The sequence below is a fragment of the Fictibacillus aquaticus genome (genome assembly GCF_002245695.1).
Classification (GTDB): Bacteria; Bacillota; Bacilli; order Bacillales; family Fictibacillaceae; genus Fictibacillus; species Fictibacillus aquaticus.
The window spans coordinates 22,743-42,289 of record NZ_NOII01000001.1 but is presented as its reverse complement, the minus strand read 5'-3'; the positions used below and the strand labels follow the sequence as shown (position 1 = coordinate 42,289).

19 protein-coding genes are annotated in these 19,547 nt (G+C 46.5%); 3 read left to right on the top strand and 16 right to left on the bottom strand.

The annotated features are described in order from the left end of the window. The first annotated feature begins 72 nt into the window (after window positions 1–72). Both CGZ90_RS00190 and namA read left to right on the top strand, forming a co-directional pair. Window positions 73–822 (top strand): glycerophosphodiester phosphodiesterase, encoded by a 750-nt coding sequence (locus CGZ90_RS00190; RefSeq protein ID WP_094250323.1) that lies wholly within the window; start codon window positions 73–75, stop codon window positions 820–822. A 77-nt stretch (window positions 823–899) separates the two neighbouring features. Further along, the gene (namA, locus tag CGZ90_RS00185; protein WP_094250322.1) at window positions 900–1,916 is read left to right on the top strand and encodes an NADPH dehydrogenase NamA; all 1,017 of its coding nucleotides are present in this window, start codon (window positions 900–902) and stop codon (window positions 1,914–1,916) included. A gap of 214 nt (window positions 1,917–2,130) precedes the next feature. Here the strand turns inward: namA and rnz are convergent, their stop codons facing one another. From rnz to CGZ90_RS00145, 8 genes are all read right to left on the bottom strand, one after another. Continuing rightward, on the bottom strand, window positions 2,131–3,042 hold the full coding sequence (gene rnz / locus CGZ90_RS00180; RefSeq protein ID WP_094250321.1) for a ribonuclease Z: 912 nt from the start codon (window positions 3,040–3,042) through the stop codon (window positions 2,131–2,133). A 2-nt stretch (window positions 3,043–3,044) separates the two neighbouring features. Next, window positions 3,045–3,704, bottom strand: coding sequence for a phosphatase PAP2 family protein (locus CGZ90_RS00175; protein WP_165766714.1), 660 nt, complete (start codon window positions 3,702–3,704; stop codon window positions 3,045–3,047). A gap of 18 nt (window positions 3,705–3,722) precedes the next feature. After that, window positions 3,723–4,904 (bottom strand): DNA polymerase IV, encoded by a 1,182-nt coding sequence (locus CGZ90_RS00170; RefSeq protein WP_094250319.1) that lies wholly within the window; start codon window positions 4,902–4,904, stop codon window positions 3,723–3,725. Between the two features lie 121 nt (window positions 4,905–5,025). Then, window positions 5,026–5,523 (bottom strand): MarR family transcriptional regulator, encoded by a 498-nt coding sequence (locus tag CGZ90_RS00165; protein ID WP_094250318.1) that lies wholly within the window; start codon window positions 5,521–5,523, stop codon window positions 5,026–5,028. A 336-nt stretch (window positions 5,524–5,859) separates the two neighbouring features. Beyond that, window positions 5,860–6,984 carry a tripeptidase T gene (locus tag CGZ90_RS00160; RefSeq protein ID WP_094250317.1) on the bottom strand — a complete coding sequence of 375 codons (1,125 nt, stop codon included), beginning with the start codon at window positions 6,982–6,984 and terminating at the stop codon, window positions 5,860–5,862. Window positions 6,985–7,002: 18 nt separating this feature from the next. Then, window positions 7,003–8,556 carry an acyl-CoA carboxylase subunit beta gene (locus tag CGZ90_RS00155; RefSeq protein WP_094250316.1) on the bottom strand — a complete coding sequence of 518 codons (1,554 nt, stop codon included), beginning with the start codon at window positions 8,554–8,556 and terminating at the stop codon, window positions 7,003–7,005. A 3-nt stretch (window positions 8,557–8,559) separates the two neighbouring features. Further along, on the bottom strand, window positions 8,560–9,402 hold the full coding sequence (gene mce / locus CGZ90_RS00150) for a methylmalonyl-CoA epimerase (RefSeq protein WP_094250315.1): 843 nt from the start codon (window positions 9,400–9,402) through the stop codon (window positions 8,560–8,562). Window positions 9,403–9,420: 18 nt separating this feature from the next. Next, window positions 9,421–11,055, bottom strand: coding sequence for an acyl-CoA mutase large subunit family protein (locus CGZ90_RS00145; protein ID WP_094250314.1), 1,635 nt, complete (start codon window positions 11,053–11,055; stop codon window positions 9,421–9,423). A 238-nt stretch (window positions 11,056–11,293) separates the two neighbouring features. Here CGZ90_RS00145 and prli42 point away from each other — a divergent pair, with 238 nt between their 5' ends. Beyond that, complete coding sequence (gene prli42, locus CGZ90_RS20525; protein WP_165766713.1) at window positions 11,294–11,386, top strand: stressosome-associated protein Prli42; 93 nt, start codon at window positions 11,294–11,296, stop codon at window positions 11,384–11,386. Window positions 11,387–11,435: 49 nt separating this feature from the next. Here the strand turns inward: prli42 and CGZ90_RS00140 are convergent, their stop codons facing one another. The 8 genes from CGZ90_RS00140 to CGZ90_RS00105 all read right to left on the bottom strand — a co-directional run bounded on the left by CGZ90_RS00140 (window position 11,436) and on the right by CGZ90_RS00105 (window position 19,545). Continuing rightward, window positions 11,436–11,945, bottom strand: coding sequence for a L,D-transpeptidase (locus CGZ90_RS00140; protein WP_094250313.1), 510 nt, complete (start codon window positions 11,943–11,945; stop codon window positions 11,436–11,438). 53 nt (window positions 11,946–11,998) lie between these two features. After that, window positions 11,999–12,958, bottom strand: coding sequence for an aromatic acid exporter family protein (locus CGZ90_RS00135; RefSeq protein ID WP_094250312.1), 960 nt, complete (start codon window positions 12,956–12,958; stop codon window positions 11,999–12,001). A 90-nt stretch (window positions 12,959–13,048) separates the two neighbouring features. Continuing rightward, complete coding sequence (locus CGZ90_RS00130) at window positions 13,049–13,771, bottom strand: amino acid ABC transporter ATP-binding protein (RefSeq protein ID WP_094250311.1); 723 nt, start codon at window positions 13,769–13,771, stop codon at window positions 13,049–13,051. Next, window positions 13,764–15,239 (bottom strand): ABC transporter substrate-binding protein/permease, encoded by a 1,476-nt coding sequence (locus CGZ90_RS21175; protein WP_094250310.1) that lies wholly within the window; start codon window positions 15,237–15,239, stop codon window positions 13,764–13,766. Before CGZ90_RS21175 ends, CGZ90_RS00130 begins: the two co-directional genes overlap by 8 nt. A gap of 347 nt (window positions 15,240–15,586) precedes the next feature. Beyond that, entirely contained in the window at window positions 15,587–16,021 is a 435-nt protein-coding gene (locus CGZ90_RS00120) for a BrxA/BrxB family bacilliredoxin (protein ID WP_094250309.1), read from the bottom strand. Window positions 16,022–16,236: 215 nt separating this feature from the next. Beyond that, complete coding sequence (locus CGZ90_RS00115; protein ID WP_094250308.1) at window positions 16,237–17,535, bottom strand: dihydrolipoamide acetyltransferase family protein; 1,299 nt, start codon at window positions 17,533–17,535, stop codon at window positions 16,237–16,239. 21 nt (window positions 17,536–17,556) lie between these two features. After that, window positions 17,557–18,540, bottom strand: coding sequence for an alpha-ketoacid dehydrogenase subunit beta (locus tag CGZ90_RS00110; protein WP_094250307.1), 984 nt, complete (start codon window positions 18,538–18,540; stop codon window positions 17,557–17,559). Window positions 18,541–18,552: 12 nt separating this feature from the next. After that, on the bottom strand, window positions 18,553–19,545 hold the full coding sequence (locus CGZ90_RS00105; RefSeq protein ID WP_094250306.1) for a thiamine pyrophosphate-dependent dehydrogenase E1 component subunit alpha: 993 nt from the start codon (window positions 19,543–19,545) through the stop codon (window positions 18,553–18,555). Window positions 19,546–19,547 lie beyond the last annotated feature (2 nt).

Genomic DNA, 19,547 nt, shown 5'->3' with positions numbered 1-19,547 from the left:
AGGAAAGGGAGAGTCTTTTCCGTCATTTTGGGGTAAAGTGAAATCAAGATACTTTCGTCAGGAGTGATGTTAATGACACTCATCTTCTCGCATCGGGGGGCATCAAGAGAAGCTCCCGAAAATACAATGTCTGCTTTTTACAAGGCTCTGCAATACGGTGTGGACGGAATTGAGATTGATGTGCAGCTGTCGAAGGACGGTGTGCCTGTGATTATCCATGATGAATCATTAAAACGGACAACCGGAGCAAAAGGGAACGTATCGGATTATATGGCGGATGATTTGAGAAAGCTTGACGCAGGCAGCTGGTTTCACCATGATTATGCCTTAGAGCGCATCCCGTTATTGGAAGAATTTCTAGCGTGGGCTGCTCATACTTCTCTGCAGCTGAACATTGAGCTCAAAAACAACATCATCCCTTATGAAGGAATCGAGCACAAAGTCTATGCTCTTGCCAGACAGTATAATATGACAGACAGGATTGTGTTTTCGTCTTTCAACCACTACAGCATCAGGGCACTGCGGCTGCTCGACCCTGACATTGACCTCGCACCGCTGTACTCTTCCGGGCTTTATGAGCCTTGGAACTATGTTAGGTATCTAGGCGCCAGAAGTGCTCATCCTCATTACAAAACGCTGTTTCCGGAAATTATGCAAGGCTATAAGATCGCCGGGATTACCCTAAGGCCGTACACCGTCAACAGCAAGCGGTGGCTGTCTTATTTCTTTAAATGGCAAGCTGATGCCGTTATCACAGACGATCCGGGCTTAGCATGCTCTCTTCGTGACAGTCTGCAAAAAGAATCTCGAATACTTTACTGAGGTGCATATCCTTTTAACAGTGCCAGACGTTATGTTACCTTTAAAGAAAATCAGCTCAGAAACAAGGAGTGGACCACTTGGCAGCATTATTATTTGAACCTTACAGCATCAAAAACGTCACTTTACCCAACCGTATTGTCATGTCACCCATGTGCATGTATTCATGTTCAGCAGAGGATGGAGTAGCGACCGGCTGGCACGTTACGCATTATCATTCCAGAGCAGTAGGACAGACAGGGCTTATCATGCTGGAAGCCTCAGCCGTGACAGAGCAAGGCAGAATTTCTAAAAATGACCTGGGCATCTGGAATGACTCGCATATCACCGGTCTTAAGCGGATCAGCGATGCTATTCACAGTGCGGGTTCGAAATCAGCGATCCAGATCGCCCATGCCGGCAGAAAGGCAATGATCGACGGTCCAATCATCGCACCGTCACCAATCGCGTTCGATGAGCAGATGAAGAAACCTGAGGAAATGACGATCGAACAGATCAATGAGACGATTTCGGCTTTTCAAGCAGGCGCACGCCGGGCAAAAGAGGCAGGCTTTGATGTGATCGAAATTCACGGAGCACATGGATATTTGATCAATGAATTTCTTTCCCCGCTCACGAACAGGCGGAGCGACTCTTACGGAGGCAGCCAGCAGAAAAGATACCGATTCCTGCAGGAAATTATCGCGGCAGTTCGGCAAGTTTGGAACGGACCGCTTTTCGTCAGAATCTCTGCTCATGATTATCATCCTGACGGCAACAGTGTTGAAGATTACACCACGTTCGCAAAATGGATGAAGGAGGACGGAGTTGACCTGATCGACTGCAGCTCTGGTGCGGTTGTTCCGGCAAAAATCCCTGTTTTCCCTGGATATCAAGTGAAATTTTCTGAAAAAATTAGGTCAGAGGCGGATATCCCAACAGGGGCAGTGGGATTGATCACAACTGGCATTCAAGCTGAAGAGATCATACAGAACGGCCGTGCTGATCTTGTTTTCATCGGCCGCGAGCTGCTGCGTAACCCGTACTGGCCAAGAGAAGCTGCAAAAGAACTCAGAACTGAAATAGCCGCTCCTAAGCAATATGAACGCGGATGGTAACAATATATAAAAAAGCCCGGAGCAATCCGAGGACATTGAAACCGGTTGAAATTAACCGGTTTTTTTATATGAATCAAAACAAGGGCCATGATGTTTGATTTTCATGAGGAGCCCTTATTTTAAACATGCCTTACTTCTTTACACCAAACTTGTGAGTTAATGACTTTCTCAATTTCTTCGGACAATATCCAGTTTTTGCGTATGATCATACGAACTAAATCTTGAAACTTGAAAAATCATTGGCTATATATGTATTCCTGAAAATAGGCTGTGCTTCATCCAGTAAAATTTGGCTTTCTTCTTTATGATAACGCGCAGAAATATGGGTCAGAATAAGCATTTTTGCATTTGCATCACGTGCTGTATGGGCTGCGTGCATCGCTGTGCTGTGCCCGAACTTTTCCGCATGGTCTTTGAGCTGGGAAGAAAATGTCGACTCATGCACGAGAACATCTGCATCTTTGGCTAATTCTACAGCCGCTTCACAAGGTGATGTGTCTCCCAGGATGGCCGCTGTTTTTCCTTTTTCAGGCTTATGCAGATAATGAGCACTTTTTAGCACTTCTCCGCTCTCAAGCGTTACATCTCTGCCGTTTTTCAGCTCATTGTATAGCGGTCCAGGGAGAACTCCTTTTTTCTTCAGCAAGTCAGCCTTTAAACGAGGCGGCCGGCTCTTTTCCTCGATTCTAAAACCATAGGAAGGCACTGTATGGTTCAATTTTTTCACTAGTACGCGTGAATGTTCGAATTCATACCAGCACCCATCCTCGATCGTTTCAATATGCAGGGGATATGAAAGAAAAGTGCCGCTTGTCTCAAGCGATGCAGATACAAAACGGTCTAATCCATCAGGACCGTATAAAGTAAGATCATCTTCGCTCTGCATGAAAGATCGGCTTCCAAGCAGACCAGGAAGACCGAAGATATGGTCCCCATGCAGGTGGGTGACCCATATCTTTTTTATTTTCCCAAGCTTGAGCGATGAATGAAGAAACTGGTGCTGAGTGGCTTCTCCGCAGTCGAACAGCCAGATGCCTCCGCTTTTTTCCATCCTTAAAGCAACAGCACTCGTGTTCCGTTCTTTAAATGGCATACCTGCACCAGTTCCTAAAAAATACAGTTCCATAACTACCTCCGTTTAAGATGGTCAGGCGATTTTGAATGCGGAATAAGCTTATACAGTGCCAGGCTCAGCATCAGCCAGAGCAATCCTGCAGAAAATCCTGCCAATATATCACTCGGATAATGCACCCCAAGATACACCCTGCTGAACCCGACTAAAAAGACAAATACCCCCGTTACGATCAAGATAATTTTCGTCTTCGACCTTGATGCACCGATAACCCTGGATAATATTATAAAAAGCAGGAAAAAAAACGCCAAAGAAATCATCGCATGCCCGCTTGGGAAGCTGAAGCCTGGTGCTTCTATTACTGGCTGAAAGGCGGGGCGATCGCGCTCAAAAACGCTTTTCAGCCAGCTGTTCATATATCTGACCCCGATTAAAGACGCAGCAAGCAAGATTGGTTCTGCCACCCTCTTTTTCACTATTACACACCAAAGAGAAAAAACAGCGAGCAAGAAAAATTCTGAGGGACGTGATGCGCTGTTTGAAATAAGAATGAATACATCGTCAAGAAACGGAGTCTGAAGACGAGATGCAGCATGTACCAGCATGAGGTCATACTTTCTCAAAAAAGCGGATTCATAATATATTGCCAGCAGCATGAACAGACATAACAAGACAGCTGCAGCCAATAATGGCAGAGCATACTTCCTTATTGCCAAGATCATATCCCCCTTCGATTACCTTCTGTCTTTCCTCCGGTATATTGAACCGCTGCCATGCTTTTTTCTAATCTCTTCCATGACTTCATAAAGCTTAATGTCCTTTTCTTCCCTTTCGAGAGAGAAAAGGTCAAGCTGGCGGTACGCTTCTGAGATGGGCAGCACTTCAGCAGCTGAAACGCCGAGAAGACGCACAGGTTCATGACACCAGTTTTCTTTAAAAAGCCGGACAGCCTCTGCTTCAATATCTTTTGCAGACGTAACAGGGTTCAGGAGCTTTCGGCTTCTTGTGACGGTTTTACGGTCACTGTATCGTATCGTCACCTGAATCGCAATGGCTACCAGCTCTTTCTTCCGCAGTCTGTCCGCCACTTTTGCCGAAAGACTTTTCAGCACAGGGAGAAGTTCATTTTCATGTCCGCCGTCTTCTGCAAGGGTGGTCGAACTCCCTACAGACTGATGATCATTTGCTGAGTCCGGATCCACAAGGCGCCTGTCCACCCCGTTCGCACGTTCCACCATTTTGATCCCGTTAATGCCAAACCTCTGCTTCATGGCATATAAGTCCGCTCTCGCTAGATCACCAATTGTTACGATGCCATATCCGTTCAGTTTCTCCTCGGTTTTTTTCCCGATTCCGTGCATCTCACCCGCCTTCAGGGGCCAGAGCATTTCTGGCAAGTCGCGTTTTCGCAATACCGTGATACCCATAGGCTTCTTCATATCTGAAGCTGTTTTCGCTAGAAATTTATTGGGTGCTATGCCGATACTGGACGGAAGCTGAAGATCATCGATGAGTGCTGCTTGAATCTTGCGCGCAAGGTCCACTGGATGAACGCTGCTTCCTGTTATATCCATATATCCTTCATCGATGGAAACCGGTTCAACAAGAGAGCAGTACGTTCTCAACACATCAAACATACGGGAAGAGTAGTCACGATAACGGTCGAACGACGGCGGCAGTACGATCAGTGACGGGCATAGTTTCTTAGCCTGCCAAAGCGGCATAGTGGCCTTGATCCCAAAAGTTCTCGCTTCATAGCTGCACGTTACGATGATGCCTTTTCGTTCTTCTACGTTTCCTGCGATCGCCAGCGGCTTTCCTTTAAGATCTGGATTCAGCGCCGTTTCAACCGAAGCGTAAAAGCTGTTCATATCTACATGCAGGATGATCCTGCTTTGATTTCGTTTCCCGGCCATTCATGGTAAGCTCCTTTTAATACTTCATCATTATTATATGATACTATCACTTCTGCCATTTCAAAATAAACGAAAACAGTAAGTCCATCCTATAGAAACAAACAAAAAAGAGGCAAGATGGTTATCTTGCCTCCTCGAGAGATTTTGTTGTGCTGATGACCCAGTCAACATAGTCACTTCCATGAAAATGGTCGTTCAATTCTTTGTGAAACCTGACCAGTTCTACAAGAAATGTCTTTTTGGATTCATCCTCCATCTGCGTTTTCATAAAATCGTACAGTTTGCATTGAAAATTCGTGGACTGCTTTTGCTTATCTATGCCCTCATCTGTCAGTTTGACATAAGAGACACGGCGGTCCGAATTTTTCTTCAAAATGTCAACTAAACCTTTTTCACGCAGCCTTTTTATAACCTGCATGACTGTGGAAACATCCCATAAGCCAATTTGGGCGATCCGGGTGACCGTTGCTTCTTGTTCGAAATGAACGATCCATAAAATATGCTGTTCCGCTTGGGTGAGGCCGATTGATTTGGCTGACTTTTGCCAATCTTCTTCCAGCACTTTGTACACTCCCCGCATATAATTGACCATCATATGCATATTGGCAAGCTCATTCATCAATTTTCCTCCGAACGTTTGGCTTGTGGTGCTTTATGTATTTTATTTCATATTAAAAATATCTTACATAATATGTAAAGTTAATGTCAACCTAAAATAATAATCCGATTACCTTTAGGCAAAAAGAACCAGGTGCCGTCAGCAATAAAAAAAGCCGAAAACGGCCTTTATTATTTAGACTTTTAAACTTACTGCAGTTTATTTTCCTTGCTGGTTCGTGCATAAGCGCCGAGGCTATTACGGGAAGACCTCTCAATGCGCAAAACGCTGAGGAGGCTCCCGAACCTCGCGCTAAACTGTACACCTTCAGCGGAAGTCAGCACGGCAGTTTAACTTTTATTTTGATTCTGCTGTTTCCTGAATGACCGCTACAACGATTTCTGCCGTTTTAACAAGCTCTGAAACAGGCATTCTTTCGTTTGTTGTGTGGATTTCTTCGTATCCTACAGCTAAGTTAACCGTAGGGATGCCATGTCCGGCGATGACGTTCGCATCGCTCCCTCCGCCGCTTTGAAGCAGCTTGTGCGGACGTCCGATTCTAGCCGCTGCTTTCTTGGCCAGCTCCACAACGTGATCTCCGTCGCCGAACTTAAATCCAGGATACATGACCACGACTTCTACGTCTGCACGTCCGCCGTACTCTGCTGCCGCGGATTCAAACGCTTCCTTCATCTTTGCTGCCTGAACTTCCATCTTTTCATTGATGAGGGACCGGGCTTCAGCCAAAATCTTCACATGGTCGCAAACGATGTTTGTCTGGCTTCCTCCTTCAAATCGGCCGATGTTCGCCGTCGTCTCCTCATCGATGCGCCCGAGCGGCATGCGCGATATCGCTTTCGCTGCGATCGTGATTGCTGATACGCCTTTCTCCGGTGCCACGCCAGCATGGGCAGTCTTACCGTATATATCAACAAAAAGCTTAGCCTGTGTCGGAGCAGCCACGATAATGTCACCGACAGGTCCGTCACTGTCAAGCGCATAACCATACTTCGCTGTAATTTTGGATGGATCAAGGACCTTTGCACCGACTAGGCCTGATTCTTCACCAACTGTGATAATAAACTGAATATCTCCATGCTCAATGTTCTGTTCTTTTAGGATGCGGATCGCTTCAAACATGGCTGCAAGTCCTGCTTTATCATCCGCGCCAAGAATTGTCGTGCCATCTGTCACGACATAGCCGTCTTTAATAGAGGGCTTTATCCCTTTCCCAGGCACAACTGTATCCATATGCGAAGTAAAATAGATCGGATCTACTCCCTCTTTGTTCCCTTTCAGTGTGCAGATCAGATTGCCGGCGCTGTGGTCCGTCTTAGAAGCTGCATCATCTTCATACACTTCGACACCGAGATCCGTAAATTTTTTTGTTAATACCTTTGAAATCTCTTCCTCAAACATTGTTTCTGAATCAATCTGAACAAGCTCTAAAAACTCATCAAGCAGACGCTGTTCGTTTACCATGCCTCTACATCTCCAGTTCTAAAGTGGAATATTCCCGTGTTTTTTGAAGGGACGCTGCTCTTTCTTCGTGCGCAGCATATCCAGTGCCTGAATGCATTTTATCCTTGTTTCGCGCGGATCGATGACGTCATCGACCATGCCTCTGGCAGCCGCAACATAAGGGTTCGCAAACTTTGTACGGTATTCCTCGATCTTTGCAGCCCGAAGCTCCTCGGGATCTGCGCTCGCACTGATCTCGCGGGCAAAAATAATGTTCGCTGCCCCTTGCGGCCCCATGACGGCGATTTCTGCATTCGGCCAGGCGAAAACAAGATCGGCTCCTATTGACTTGCTGTTCAGCGCTACATAAGCACCGCCGTAAGCTTTTCTTGTTATTATGGTAATTTTCGGGACCGTTGCTTCGGAATAGGCGTACAATATTTTCGCGCCATGTCTTATAATCCCGCCATGCTCTTGTTTAACACCGGGAAAAAAGCCCGTCACATCTTCAAAAGTAATGATCGGAATATTGAATGAATCACAGAATCGGATAAACCGGGATGCCTTATCCGAAGAATCAATATCCAGACCTCCAGCCATCACTTTCGGCTGGTTGCAAACTAATCCTACCACTTCTCCCTTAATGCGTGCAAAGCCGACGACAATATTTTTGGCAAACTGGGCGTGGACTTCCATAAAGCTGCCTTCGTCTGCCACTTGCCCGATCACCTTTCGGACATCATAAGGCCTAGTGGAGTCAAAAGGTACGAGATCGGCGAGATCCGGCCTGTCGTCTCCCTTCTCTTGTCCAATGTATTCTGCGACAGGAGGCTTTTCTTCATTGTTCTGCGGCAGGAAGGAGATTAGACGGCGTACCTGATCGAGCACTTCTGCCTCCGTTTCACCCGTAAAGTGGGCATTGCCGCTTTTCGAGCTGTGCACGTGTGCTCCGCCTAGATCTTCAGAAGATATCTTCTCCCCTGTAACAGTTTCAATCACTTTAGGTCCGGTGATGAACATCTGGCTCGTCTTTTCCACCATGAACACAAAATCGGTTATAGCTGGCGAGTACACTGCACCTCCCGCACACGGCCCCATGATCACAGATATTTGCGGGATCACGCCCGAATAGATGGCGTTCCGGTAAAAGATATGGCCGTATCCATCAAGTGACACGACACCTTCCTGGATTCTTGCTCCTCCAGAATCGTTCAAACCGATAAACGGCGTGCCGTTCTTGGCTGCTAGGTCCATAACTGCGCTGATTTTCTGGGCATGCATCTCTCCAAGCGCACCGCCAAATACAGTAAAGTCTTGTGCGAAAAGATAAACAGGACGGCCGCCGATCTTGCCGTATCCTGTTACAACCCCTTCTCCAGGCGCTTCCATGCCCGCAAGGCCGAAATCAACACAACGGTGTTCAATAAAAGGATTCAGTTCCACAAACGTCCCTTCATCAAGAAGATAAGAGATGCGTTCTCTTGCCGTCCACTTGCCTCTTTCATGCTGCTTATCAATGCGGTCGTCTCCGCCGCCAAGCTCAATTTTCGTTTTCTTGTCATACAGTTCATTGATTTTATCAAACATGTCCATGCCTCAGCTGTCCCCTTTCTTTTTCTCGCACAGCTCAAACAAGACTTTTCTTGTGGAAGAAGGATGCAAAAAAGCAATGTCCGCTCCGCCTGCTCCTTTGACTGCCTTATCATGGATCATTTGCACACCGTTCTCTTTCAGCTCGTCAATCCTCTTATTGATGTCTGTCACGCCGAGCGCCACATGATGGATGCCTTCTCCGCGTTTTTCAATAAATTTGGCGACCGCACTTGAGCTGTCTGTAGGCTCAAGAAGTTCGATCTTTGATTCGCCGATTTTCAGGAACGCTACTTTCACGCCTTGTTCTGCGACTTCCTCCACTGCTTCAAGCTTCAAGCCAAGAACGTTCACGTAAAAAGGAAGAGCTTCATCCAGCGAGGTCACAGCGATGCCGATATGATCGATGCGTTCAGGACGTTCTGTCATCGGTACATTAATAGCCGTTCCGTCCCTTTCTGCTACTGCTTTTTCAATAAATTTGGCTGTATCCACAGTCGGTGTACCTGGCGTGAAGATTTTTCTGATTCCTTTTGATTCAAGGAACGGTATGTCTTCCCATGGAATGACACCCCCGCCGACAACAATGATATCTTCTGCACCCCTCTCACCGAGAAGCCTCGTGATTTCTGGAAACAGTTCATTGTGCGCGCCAGACAGGCACGAAAGCCCGATCGCGTCTACATCCTCCTGTATAGCAGAAGCAACAATCTGCTCCGGTGTCTGACGCAGCCCCGTGTAGATGACTTCCATCCCATAGTCCCTCAGTGCCTGTGCGACGACGAGTGCTCCTCTGTCATGGCCGTCCAAGCCTGGCTTAGCTATTAACACACGTATTGTTTTGCTCATGTTTTCTCCCCGCTCTCTCTAAATTCCTCGGTATTCGCCGAACTCTTCACGCAATATGCCGCAGATTTCTCCTACCGTGCAGTACGATTTAACACATTCTAAAATGACTGGCATTAAGTTTCGCTCGCTGCGGGCAGTCTGCCTCAATTTTTCCAACTGAGCGCTCGCTCGGTCATGGTCCCTTCCAGCACGCAATGCTTCAAGCTTTGTCTTCTGTTTCTCGCCAAGAGACGGATCTACTCTGAGCAATTCAGGCTGCACCTCGTTCTCAAGCATGAACGAATTCATCCCGACGATAACCTGACTGCCTTTCTCGATCTCTTTTTGCGTCTCGTACGATGTATGATGGATCTCCCGCTGCATATATCCTTGCTCGACTGCAGAAACGGCTCCCCCAAGCTCTTTGATCTTCTGGATATACTCCAGCGCCTTTTCCTCAAGTGAGTCTGTAAGGCTTTCCACATAATAGGAACCTGCCAGCGGATCGACCGTGTCCGCCACTCCGCTTTCATGAGCGATGATCTGCTGAGTTCGGAGCGCGATACGGGCTGAATCTTCGGTAGGCAGTGCCAGTGCTTCGTCCCTTGAATTGGTGTGAAGACTCTGTGTTCCGCCTAGTACTGCTGCCAGCGCCTGCAAGGTAACCCTGACGATGTTGTTGTCAGGCTGCTGTGCTGTCAATGTAGATCCGCCTGTCTGAGTATGAAAACGGAGCTGCCAGCTTTTTGGATTTTTTGCACCGTATGTCTCTTTCATGAAACGGGCCCAGATCCTTCTTGCTGCCCTGAACTTTGCCGCTTCTTCAAAAAAATCGTTATGCGCATTAAAGAAAAATGCGAGCCTTGGTGCGAACTCATCGATATTCAGTCCTGCTTCGATCGCCGCATCCACATACGCAAGGCCGTTCGCGATTGTAAATGCGAGCTCCTGTACGGCGTTTGAGCCTGCTTCACGAATATGATAGCCAGATATAGAAATCGTGTTCCACTTTGGCACAAAGTCCTTGCAGTAGGCAAAGATATCTGTAATCAGGCGCATGGACGGCTTTGGCGGAAATATGTATGTTCCTCGTGCGATATATTCTTTTAAAATGTCATTCTGTATCGTTCCAGAGATTTTTTCTGACGGCACTCCCTGCTTTTCAGCTACCGCGATGTACATCGCCAGCAGTACTGCTGCAGGTGCGTTTATCGTCATCGATGTGCTGACGCGGTCGAGCGGGATGTCTTTTAAAAGCGCCTCCATATCTTCTAGAGAATCGATGGCAACACCTACTTTTCCGACCTCACCCTTTGCCATGGCGTGATCAGAGTCATATCCGATCTGTGTCGGCAGATCAAACGCCACCGAGAGGCCAGTCTGCCCTTGCTGAAGCAAATACCGAAAACGATGGTTCGTTTCTTCCGCTGAGCCGAAGCCTGCGTATTGGCGCATCGTCCAGTGGCGTGCACGGTACATCGTCGGCTGTATGCCGCGAGTGAAAGGATACTCTCCTGGCAGACCGAGTTTATCATACTCATATCCATCCTCAGACGGTCCGTACAGCCGTTCAATATGTATATCAGAACTAGTCGTGAATTCCTTTTTTCTTTCAGGGAACTTCTCCATCAACGCTTCTGTTTTTCTTTTCCATTCCTCATAACGCTGCTGCATGTTTATTAGCGCCTCCTGTTCTAGAATCTCCCATTAGCTTGACTGTATAGAAACAGTCGTCCTTATAGCCGTTGCTGCAAAGATAAGCAACACTATAAAATTCGTCATGAAAGCGCTTTTTCCTGCTGATATTCTTATTTTTTCGACAAATCCTGTTGCGCCTTGTTCTTGTACGGAACGAGAAAACCCGTTAAAATGGAGAAAAAAGGCCGGTTGCTGTATGAAAGGATGTTTATGCATGTCACCAAAGCTAATTAAAGCGGTCGTTTATGTTATGATCGCATCTCTTGTCATCACTTCATTGCTGACAGGTCTGTCATTATTCATGTAAAAATTAAACTATTAAAAGAGGCCCGGAATCATCGATTCCGGGCCTCTTACTACTGTCTTTTTATTTGCTGCAAAATTTCTTTATAGCCAGCCTCAGACTTGATAACGACTACAGCTGCCCCATCCGGGAGGTGTTTATATACATACTGAACATCGTCCTCCTTCATCCGTATACAGCCGTTGGATACATATTTTCCGATCGAAGACGGATTGTTGTTTCCGTGAATGCCATATTGCCGCCCATCAGTGTTTCGTGCATCAAATCCGATCCACCTAGTACCGAGAGGGTTTTTTTCATCTCCGCCCGGGATGTCGTCTTTTCTGTAATAAGGATCCACAGCCTTCACTGTAACACGGAACGTTCCTACGGGCGTAAGGTCATCTGTCTTGCCTGTCGCCACAGGAAAGATTCTCGAAACTTGTCCTCCCTCTATCAGTGCCATCGTGTTTGTTGCTTTATTGACGATAACAAAAGGGTCTCCAAGCTCAGCAGCGTTTCCCATCGGCCAGACAGGTGATAATGCGATCTGCAGCAGGACTGCCGCTTTGAAAATTAGCATAAAGGTTCACCGCTTTTTTTCTTTTAGTATTTCACTTGCTGCTGACCGCATTCTTACACATCGCTTTTTTTAAACTTCTTTTTAATCTCTAAGTACTGCTCTACCTCATTCAGCAAATAAAACAGCTTGGACCGGGTCTCAAATTCGTCCCGCGTTTTCGGGAGCGGCATTTCGCGGAACTCCAGGCGCAGCTGTTCGAGCTTATCCAAAAATAGAACAGCTGTATTTCCGGGATGTACTCTTTCACTTAAATTTTCACAGAACCGCCCGAGTTTCTCTCCTTGAATATAGGATTTATCAATGGATGAGATGATCGGCAGCATCTGCTCAATGATCTCAAATTGCTTTTCTCTCATTTTAAAATAATGGTAGTATTCGTTCTCATGCCGTGCAAAATGGTTCTCGACATCACGAAATGCCAAGCTTTTTGCCTTCGTGATCAGCGCAGCGCATTCTGTGATCTCTTTGCCGTCCCAGCGATGAGAATCGTGCTGGAGATAAAGATAAAATTCATGGAAGATGGCCTTAAACTTTTCTTCTACCTGTTCCTGCAGCTTTTTCAGCTCCCTTTCCATGCTCGGCATATAAAGGTTCGCTAACAATGCGGTACCAACACCGATAGCAATCAGCGCGAGTTCATTCCATACAATACTCCATGACAGCTTCTGAACACTATAAAGATGAAGGATGATGACCGAACTTGTAATGATGCCTTCCTTTGCATTTAATGAAACAGCTGAAGGTATAAACAAAACAAGCAAAAGGGCGAGCGACAGCGGGTTATATCCGAAAAACGGAAATATAGCCGCTGCAAATACAATACCAGTCACACATGCTAATATACGCTCCCACGATGATATGAGGGAGCGTTTTTTTGTAACCTTGATGCACAAGATTGTCAGGATGCCAGCCGAACTGTAAAACTCCAGCCCAAGCATCTGTGCGATCCATATGGCCGCTGCAGCCCCGGCAGCCGTCTTAAGCGTTCTGTAGCCAATCGTAAATCGCTGCATAAAAATAAACCTCTTTTCTTTCTTATGTACAGTTTTCCCTAAAAAACGTCTGTTAAAAAACAAAAGACCCCTCGAAAGGGGCTTTTTACACTATAACACTTTTTGCAAGAATGTTTTTGCTCTTTCGGACTTTGGCGCAGTGAAAAATGCTTGTGGCGAGGCATCTTCCACGAGGACACCCTCATCAAGGAACAGCACCCGGTCTGCAACTTCTCTGGCAAATCCCATTTCATGTGTGACGATCGCCATTGTCATGCCGCTTTGTGCAAGTGATTTCATAACATCAAGAACTTCTTTTACCATTTCTGGGTCAAGAGCACTGGTCGGTTCATCGAACAGCATCACCTCAGGATTCATAGCCAAAGCACGTGCGATTGCTACCCGCTGCTTCTGACCTCCTGACAAGCGTCCTGGGTACTCTTCTGCTTTTTCAGAAAGCCCCACTTTGCTTAAAAGCTCTTTTGCCGAACTTTCGGCTTCAGTCTTGGAAATGCCATTGACCGTTTTAGGTGCATACGTAACGTTTTCCAGCACTGTCATATGTGGGAACAGGTGAAAATGCTGGAAAACCATGCCAATCTTTGTTCTGATTTTTTGGATATCGGCTTTTTTCCCTGTTACTTCTTGTTCCTTAAACCAAACTTCTCCAGAAGTTGCTGTTTCAAGGTTATTGACACAGCGGAGAAGCGTTGATTTACCTGACCCTGACGGTCCGATGATCGCTACTACTTCCCCCTGCTTTATATTAAGAGAAATATCTTTCAGTACTTCATTTTTGCCAAATTGTTTGCAAAGGTTTTTTATTTTAATCACCGCGGCTCATTCTCCTTTCAAGCTTGCGTCCTAATACTGTAAGGCCCATGACCATCACATAGTAGATCAGACCCGCGATAATGAGCGGTTCAAAGTAACGGTACGTATCAGCACCGACGATTTGCGCCCGGCGCATAATATCCATCGCGCCGATCACGGCGATGATCGCTGATTCCTTCGTCAAAGTAATAAATTCGTTCATCAGTGCAGGCAGGATGTTCTTTAAAGCCTGCGGAAGGATAATCTGGCGCATCATGCTGCTGTATGGAATACCAAGTGCCAGAGAGGCTTCCCGCTGCCCTTTGTCGACTGCGCTGATTCCGGCGCGGATAATTTCTGAAATGTAGGCAGCCGAGTTCAATCCGAATGTGAGCACACCAGCTAAAAAGGCACTGATCTCATAATCTGTCAGCTGCGGTGTTGCAAAATAGATAATCAACAGCTGCAAGATAAGCGGCGTGCCTCTGAAAATCGACGTATAAGCATCCGCAAACCATCTGAGCGGCGCCGTTTTACTGATTTTCATGAGTGCAAGCAAAGAACCGAGCAGGAATCCAAGGACGATGGAAACAGCGACAAACTTAAGTGTTGTGATTACACCGTATAGGATAAAATCAAGCGAAGACCAGACGACAGAAAAATCAATCGCTGCTGCATCCTTTTTTTCATTCTCGCTTTTCTCGATTTTGAACCACTTTTTTACATATTTGTCGAGTTCGCCGTTCTCTTTCATCTTATCAATTTCACTATTAAACTTCTCTGTCAGATCACTGCCTTTAGGAAGCGCGACTGCAGAACCGGCAGATCCTGTATCCGGGATGACGAATGCTTTCAGCTTGCTGTTCTGGTTTAAATACTCAACCGCTACACCGTCTTCAATGATCGCTGCATCTATCCGTTTCGTTTGAAGCTCTTGGACGAGGTCAGGAATCTTGTTCCGCTTTTCAACTTTAACGTTTTTTACTTTTTTCTTGATTTTTATTGCTTCTTTTTCCTGAATTGAACCAAGCTGTACGCCAAGTTTTTTTCCTTTCAGGTCTTCGATGCTTTTAATATTTTCGTCTTTCGTAACAATCAGCTGCTGGGCGCTGTAATAGACCTTCGTAAAATCAACTTTTTCTTTTCGCTCTTTGTTAGGCGTCATGCCCGCCATGACAAAATCAACTCTGCCCGAATCCAGTGCAGGGATCAGCCCGTTAAAATCCATATCCTTGATCACAAGATTATAGCCGAGTTCATCCGCTATGTGTCTTGCAAGGTCAATATCAAAGCCTATAATTTCATTGCTTTTAGCAGTATCGATATATTCATACGGAGCATAGTCCGCCGAAGTGCCCATCACGAGCGTCTTGTTATGCTTTTCTTTGGCAGATGCATTAGGCGCCTCCGAAAGAAATCCCTGTGCAAACCAGCCTGTCAGCATGACTGCCGTCAGCACGAGCAGCATCCACTTGTTGTTCTTAATCATGTGACAACCCCTTCTCTTTATATTTAGATAATTAAAAATAGTATGATTAATAATTCGCTCCTTGGCAACCTCCAAAGAAGAATTCATATTTATTCACTATCTTGGATTTTAACACACTTCAAATGAATATTTATAAATATTAATTATTCTGAATAATCATTAGTCCAAGAGCACGGATAAAGAGGCTCACGCCCGCCCCGCGGAAAGCGTGGACGTGAAACGGAGATCAACTGCTTTTCTGACTTCTTTATAGCAACAAAGTTTGTGAAAACAGCCTTTGATTAGAACGAGCCAGTTATTTGTTCATGTGCAATAAAAAAACAGCCTGTATAAAGGCTGTATGTGTCTTAGCAATACTCTTTGAAAGCTGCACGAAGCTTGTTAACGACTTCCATCGGATCGGAACCTTCGATCTCATGCCGCTCGACCATCATTTTCATTTCTCCGTCTTTAAGAAGAGCAAAGGATGGCGAGGACGGAGGATAACCAGTGAAATAGCTGCGTGCTGTTTCAGTTGCCTCTTTATCCTGTCCAGCAAACACTGTTACAAGATGATCGGGTGCAATATCTCCTTTAGGTGCGAACGATGCTGCAGGCCGGGCGATGCCTCCCGCACATCCGCATACGGAATTAATCATCACGAGTGTCGTTCCTGGCTTTTTTAGCGCTGTATCCACATCTTCAGGTGTGATCAGCTGCTCATAGCCTGCTTCCACCATTTCCTTGCGTGCCATTTCTGCGACATCGTTGAACAAGTTAAATTGATTGAACTGAAAATTCATATCGTCACGTCCCTTCTTTGTTATTGTACTCAAAAACAATAGGAAGCAAAAGAAAAAGCGCCGAATTGAATTCGGCGCTTTTTCTATAGGGGGGTAGGGGGTATTCTATATTCTGAATGTACCCCGTGAAATCCCTTTTAAACCTGTTTTAATAAAAAATTATGCTTCTTGCTGTTTTCACAATCTTTATAGAACAATTCAGAGCGAGCCGAAAATTAATAAAGAGGTGTGTTTTCTTTAGTCATGCCTTCCAGCCGCTGCTTAACGGAAGCAAGGAACCTTCCGCATACAAGGCCGTCAAGAACACGGTGGTCAAGTGATAAACAAAGGTTCACCATATCTCTTACGGCGATCATGCCATCAATGATGACGGGACGCTTCACGATCGATTCAACAGACATGATGGCTGCCTGCGGATAATTAATGATCGGGGTAGACATGATGGAGCCGAAAGAACCGGTATTGTTTACTGTGAACGTGCCGCCTTTCATGTCATCGCCTGACAATTTGCCGCTTCTTACTTTGCCTGCGAGCTCGTTCACTTCACGCGCGATGCCTTTTACGCTTTTTTCGTCCGCATGTTTAATGACTGGCACATACAGCGCGTCATCTGTGGCAACCGCAATTGAAATGTTTATGTCTTTTTTCTGGATGATCTTGTCTCCTGCCCACATGGAATTGATCTGCGGGTATTCTTTTAGAGATTCAGTTACTGCTTTAATAAAGAATGGAAGGAACGTAATGTTATAGCCTTCCTTCGCCTTAAAGTCTCCCTTTACAGAATTGCGGAAGTTCACAAGATTTGTCACATCTACTTCTACCATCGTCCATGCGTGAGGTGCTTCGTGCTTAGACCTTACCATGTTGGCAGCGATTGCTTTGCGCACACCGCTCACCGGAATTTCGATGTCACCGTGTGCTGCCTGTACCTGGACTGGCTGGAGTTTAGTTTCTGCAGCTGCTGCAGGTGCCGGTGATGCGGCTGGTGCAGACGCGGCATCTTTTCTGTCCTGCTGAGGCTTGCTCGCTGCCTGCGGTCTTTCACCTGAATCGATAAGCTTTTGGATATCTTTTCTCGTGATGCGTCCACCAAGACCTGTTCCTGACACCCCGTTTAAGTCGATGCCATGTTCGCCGGCAAGTCTTACAACAGCAGGAGAATAGCGGCCTTTTGCAGCATTGGCAGTATCCGCCGCAGGGACTTGCTTGCTTTCCTGCACTGGAACTTCTGCAGCAGGTTCTGCAGCATCTGCTTTGCCGCTGTCGCCGCTGCTTTCTGTATCAATATGGCAGATCAGTTCTCCTACAGCGAGCGTGTCGCCTTCCTGTGCCACCAGTTCTTTAATGATACCGCTGAAAGAAGAAGGAATTTCAGCGTTCACCTTATCGGTCATCACTTCTGCAAGCGGGTCGTATTTATTCACATGATCACCAGGGCCTACAAGCCATTTGCTGATCGTGCCCTCTGTCACGCTCTCTCCGAGCTGGGGCATTGTAATTTTTTTAACAGCCATGGGTTTTCTCCTCTCCAGCACTTAATATTGTGCAAGTTCACGCATTGCTTTTTCGATTTTATCTGGATTGACCATGAAATGCTTTTCCATTGTCGGTGCATAAGGCATAGCTGGAACATCCGGTCCTGCCACACGCTGTATCGGTGCATCAAGGTCGAACAGGCAGTTCTCCGCGATGATGGCAGCGACCTCGCTCATGATACTGCCTTCTTTGTTGTCTTCTGTGACAAGAAGTACTTTGCCTGTCTTGGATGCTGCTTCGATAATCGCATCTTTATCGAGCGGGTATACAGTGCGAAGATCCAGAACGTGTGCAGAGAAGCCGTCTTTTTCTAGACGCTCGGCTGCCTGAAGAGCAAAATGGACGCAAAGTCCGTATGTGATGACCGTGATATCTTCTCCTTCGCGCTTCACATCCGCTTTTCCGATCGGAAGTACATACTCTTCATCAGGGACTTCGCCTTTGATCAGGCGGTATGCCCGTTTATGCTCAAAGAACAATACAGGATCTTCATCTCGGATTGCCGCTTTCAGCAGACCTTTAACATCATAAGGAGTAGATGGCATGACGATCTTCAGCCCAGGTGTGTTTGCAAACAGAGCTTCAACAGACTGAGAGTGGTAAAGCGCTCCATGAACACCGCCGCCGTAAGGAGCACGGATCGTGATCGGGCATGTCCAGTCATTATTGGAACGATAGCGGATTTTTGCTGCTTCTGACACGATCTGGTTAACGGCAGGCATGATGAAGTCGGCAAACTGCATTTCTGCAATAGGACGCATCCCGTACATGGCAGCCCCGATTCCTACTCCGGCAATAGCCGATTCAGTAAGCGGCGAGTCGATCACACGCTCTTCCCCGAATTCTTCGATCAATCCTGCAGTCGCTCTGAACACACCGCCGCGGACACCAACATCTTCACCCACTACAAAAACTTTACTGTCACGCTGCATCTCTTCGCGTATAGCCTGTGTGACGGCATCGATATATGAAATGATAGCCATGATTTCTCCCCCTTACTCTGCATAAACGAAGCGCAATGCTGATTCTGGATCTGCGTATGGTGCATTTTCCGCATACTCTGTCGCTTCGTCGACTTCTCTTTTGATTTCATCATTGATTACTTTTTCAGCGTCCTCTGTCAAGATGCCCAATTCTCTTAAATAAGCACCAAACGTGTGTACAGGATCCTTCGCTTTTGCTTCTTCAACTTCTTCACGCGTTCTGTATGCTCTGTCATCATCATCTGATGAGTGAGGCGTCAGACGGTAAGAGACGGTTTCTACAAGAGTCGGACCTTCTCCGCGGCGTCCGCGGTCAGCAGCTTCCTTCACCGCTTCATAAACGGCAAGCGGATCGTTGCCATCAACTGTCACACCTGGAATGCCATAGCCGATAGCGCGGTCGGAAACATTTTTGCACGCCAATTGCTTGGAGATCGGAACAGAGATGGCGTATTTATTATTCTCGCACATAAAAATAACCGGCAGTTTATGTACAGATGCGAAGTTCACACCTTCATGAAAATCTCCTTGGTTTGAAGATCCTTCACCGAACGTCGTAAACGTAACCAGGTCCTTGCCTTCCATCCTGCCGCCAAGGGCAACACCGACAGCATGAGGAACCTGTGTCGTAACAGGAGATGAACCCGTAACGATACGAAGTTTTTTAGAGCCGAAATGACCAGGCATCTGTCTTCCGCCAGAATTCGGGTCTTCTGCTTTTGCAAAAGCAGACAGCATGAGATCACGTGCGGTCATGCCGAAATGCAGGACCACTCCCATATCCCTGTAGTAAGGGAGGACATAATCTTTTTCTTTATCAAGTGCCATCGCCGCACCTACTTGCGCTGCTTCCTGCCCTTGGCAGGAAATAACAAAAGGAATCTTTCCAGCACGGTTCAACAGCCACATTCTTTCATCCACTCTGCGCGAGAGCAAAATAGTTCTATACATCTGCAGGACATCCTGATCTGTTAATCCTAAACGTTCATGACGGTTTTCAGCCATGT